The sequence below is a fragment of the Magnetococcales bacterium genome (assembly GCA_015231925.1).
Taxonomy (GTDB): Bacteria; Pseudomonadota; Magnetococcia; order Magnetococcales; family JADGAQ01; genus JADGAQ01.
Genome location: JADGAQ010000310.1, coordinates 1 through 3,084, shown reverse-complemented (window position 1 = coordinate 3,084; position 3,084 = coordinate 1). Strand labels below are relative to the sequence as shown.

The 3,084-nt window shown below is 63.1% G+C and carries 3 protein-coding genes; 1 reads left to right on the top strand and 2 read right to left on the bottom strand.

Annotation, left to right across the window (positions count from 1 at the left end; genetic code table 11):
• Positions 1 to 191 precede the first annotated feature (191 nt).
• A complete protein-coding gene (locus tag HQL56_19210; GenBank protein ID MBF0311646.1) occupies positions 192 to 971 on the bottom strand; it encodes a class I SAM-dependent methyltransferase in 780 nt (259 codons plus the stop codon).
• A 60-nt stretch (positions 972 to 1,031) separates the two neighbouring features.
• Between HQL56_19210 and HQL56_19205 the strand changes: the two genes are divergently transcribed.
• The gene (locus tag HQL56_19205) at positions 1,032 to 2,159 is read left to right on the top strand and encodes a glycosyltransferase (GenBank protein MBF0311645.1); all 1,128 of its coding nucleotides are present in this window, start codon (positions 1,032 to 1,034) and stop codon (positions 2,157 to 2,159) included.
• On the opposite strand, the gene HQL56_19200 is transcribed toward HQL56_19205, so the two are convergent.
• Complete coding sequence (locus HQL56_19200; GenBank protein ID MBF0311644.1) at positions 2,140 to 2,922, bottom strand: class I SAM-dependent methyltransferase; 783 nt, start codon at positions 2,920 to 2,922, stop codon at positions 2,140 to 2,142. The genes HQL56_19205 and HQL56_19200 overlap by 20 nt on opposite strands.
• Between the last annotated feature and the right edge of the window lie 162 nt (positions 2,923 to 3,084).

The window sequence follows — 3,084 nt, the reverse complement described above, 5'->3', positions numbered from 1 at the left end:
AGGATGGGGGGATGAGGCCCCCCCTTGCCCCCCGCGGTCCGCTGCGATAAATCCGTTAGGTGCGGGTGGGGACTTTTGGGATTCCATTGGTGGCAGCGGACCGCAACGACAAAGGATCAAGGCTACGGACCACACCTCGGGGCTCCGCCCCGAACCCCGCCGGGGGGGATAATCCCCCCCGGACCCCCGTCCTACCCTCGTCTGAATACGAACTCGTTGCAGGCGATGGGCGTATCCCCCGGACGCACGCCGACGCTTTCGAAACCCAGCGGCTCCACGAAATCCACCACCTCCCGAACCGAGGCGTATTCGTAGGGATAACCGCCCACCCAGTCCACCATGTTGTGATAAAACCCCATGCCCCGACGCTGTTTCAGCGGATTGCTGCGGGTGTGAATACCCTTGGCCACAATGGCGGCAAGAGCCGTCAACCCGGTCAGCACCCGGCGCAGCCATCCGGGAGAGGCCACGTACAACCGTTTGATGTACCACCACAAGGGACTCGACCAGTGCCGGTTGTACAGAGCCAGCACCAGAACACCGCCCGGAGCAACCCGTCCGGCGGTCAGACGCACCGCCTTCCACATCTCTCCGGTATGGTGCAGCGAACCCCAGGCGTAGACGCAATCAAAGCGGCCCAGCCCTTCCTGAAAGGTGGCATCCAGGGCATCCCCGCGCAAAAGGGTGACCTCGCCCTCCCCGGCAGAAAAACGGCCCACATTATCCCGGGAGGTCTCCACGCACACCGGATCGTAGTCGAACCCCGTCACCCGGGCAAAATGGTCCCGCGCCGCCAGCAGAAACAGGCCGCTGCCGCAGCCCACATCCAGAAAAGAGTCCCGATGCGCGGGAGAACAGCTCTCCAAAAGCGCCGCGACATGCCGTCGCGCGTCTTGCAAGGCGGCGTCATTCAAGGTAGTACTGAATTCTCGCCAATTTTGTCCGAAAGCAAAGCGTGGCTGATCCGTCATGAACAATCTCTCCTGGAAGAACAGGGCTCGCTGTATCCGTTTCCGGTCGTGGATCAGCGTATGAAATTCTCCTTCGTCTGTCACGAATTCCCCCCCATCGGCGGTGGGGCAGCCTCCGCGCTCGATCAGTTCACCGCCGCATTGGCCCTTCGGGGCCATCGCATCCAGGTGATCACCATCGGACTGGGCTGGAAGGATACCGTGGTCACCGAGGCCTCAAACCGGGAAATCGTGCGTCTCGGCACGGGACGGCGTCGGGTGCTGGCCCCCTCGGCTCCGCAACTGGCCGCCTCCTATCTGGCATTGCGCCATGGCGCGCCGGCCCATCTGGAACGGTTTTCCCCGCAGGCGCTGGTGGCCTTTTTCGCTTTTCCCGCAGGACACGCCATGCGGCCTGCAGCCCGGCGGCTGGGCTGCCCCCTGATCGTCTCGTTGCGCGGTTCGGACGTACCGGGATTCTCCCCGGCCCGATGGGGACTCCTGCAAACCCTGATGCCCCTTCTGGTGCGTCCGGTCTTGCGGCAAGCCGATCGGGTTCTGGCTAACGGCGCCGCCCTGGGTCGGATGGCCGAAGCCTTTCTGCCCGGTCTGACCTGGCACAATCTGCCCAACGGCACCGATCGCAAGCGGTTTCACCCCGGTTCCCTGGATCCCCTGGAAACCCCCTTGCGCACTCTTTTCGTGGGACAGTTCATCCGGCGAAAACGCTGTCTGGAGTGGCTGGATGCCCTGCACCGTCTGGGACAACAAGGCATTCCCATCCGGGCAACCCTGGTGGGAGACGGTCCGCTGTATCCGGAAGTGCGCAAAAAAGCCGCCGCATTGCCCGCAAACATCACCGTGCATCTGACGGGATCTCTCCCCCGGGAGCAGTTGCCCGACATCTACCGGCAACACCATGTGCTGTTGCATCTGTCCACGGCGGAAGGCGTCTCCAACGTTTTGCTGGAAGGCATGGCCTCGGGACTGGCGGTGGTGGCTTCCCGACCGGCGGTGGATCCGTCCATGCTGCCGGCGGTCTCCGTCGTGGACGATCCGACCCCGGATAACATCGCCCTGGCGGTGGCCCGTTTGCATGCCGATCGCGACCTGCTGGTCTCCCGACAACGGGCCGCGCTCCACCTGGCGCCGGACTGGGAGGCAACGGTCGAAGCGTTTCTCGATCAGGTCAGTGGCCTGTGTTCCTGATCGGTCCGGCATCGGCGGCGCAGGCGGGCGATTCGAGCAACAGGAAGATCTTGTTGCCCCCGGAAAAGAGATCATTGCCGAAAAACAGGGCGTAAAGCAGATAGGTCGCCAGACGCTTGCCCGGTCCGTAAGTACCGATAACCTGGTCGTACCCGGCCCGGTTGCGCAGACGCGCATACCAGGGATAGGCCAGCGGCCAACCCCAGGTGCGGGAGTAGAGAACCTTCAGACCCTCTCCCGTCACCAGGGAGCAAAGGCCCGTCTCATCATAATGGCGCAGGTGGCCCATATTCCGGGCCATCTCATCCAGCTCCCCCCCCGGAACCGTGAGAATCAGGCGACGACACCATTGACCCATGTGCCGCACCGCCTCTTGGTGACGATCGATATGTTCGATCACCTCGGAGCAGATGCCCAGATCCAGCACCTTGCCGAAGGGGTTGTGTTCCATACGCAGATCGTGCTGCACCACCTGTGCGGTCGGCAGACGTTTCCGACAGCGGGCCACGGAGGATTCGGCAAAGTCGGTCCCGTAAAGGGCCACCTTGGGAAACCGACGTTGCACCTCCTGCAGCAGGTTGCCGTCTCCCGCACCGAAATCGACCACGGAATCAAAGGAACCGGCCCGCTCCATCACCTTGAAGATCCAGCGTCGGGTATGCCGCGCCATGGGCGACAAACGCCGCATGGTTCCCCACTCCTGCTCCCATCCCTGAGAGTAGAAGTCCGCATCCGGAGGCGAGACAGGGTCGTTGGCGGTCATGGAGATTCCTGAAAAGGCCGGGGTTCGGTCAGGGGAACGGACCTCCGTTCGGAGGAACCCCCCCACCATGGGGCATGGTGATCCGGATGGGGGATAACGGAAAAGTCGTAACTATTCAGATATACGGGGGTTCGGGGGGGATTATCCCCCCCGACGGGTCCA

Coding starts and splice junctions, on each gene's coding strand:
- HQL56_19210 (MBF0311646.1), bottom strand. CDS start 971: ATGACGGATCAGCCACGCTTTGCTTTCGGACAAAATTGGCGAGAATTC.
- HQL56_19205 (MBF0311645.1), top strand. CDS start 1,032: ATGAAATTCTCCTTCGTCTGTCACGAATTCCCCCCCATCGGCGGTGGG.
- HQL56_19200 (MBF0311644.1), bottom strand. CDS start 2,922: ATGACCGCCAACGACCCTGTCTCGCCTCCGGATGCGGACTTCTACTCT.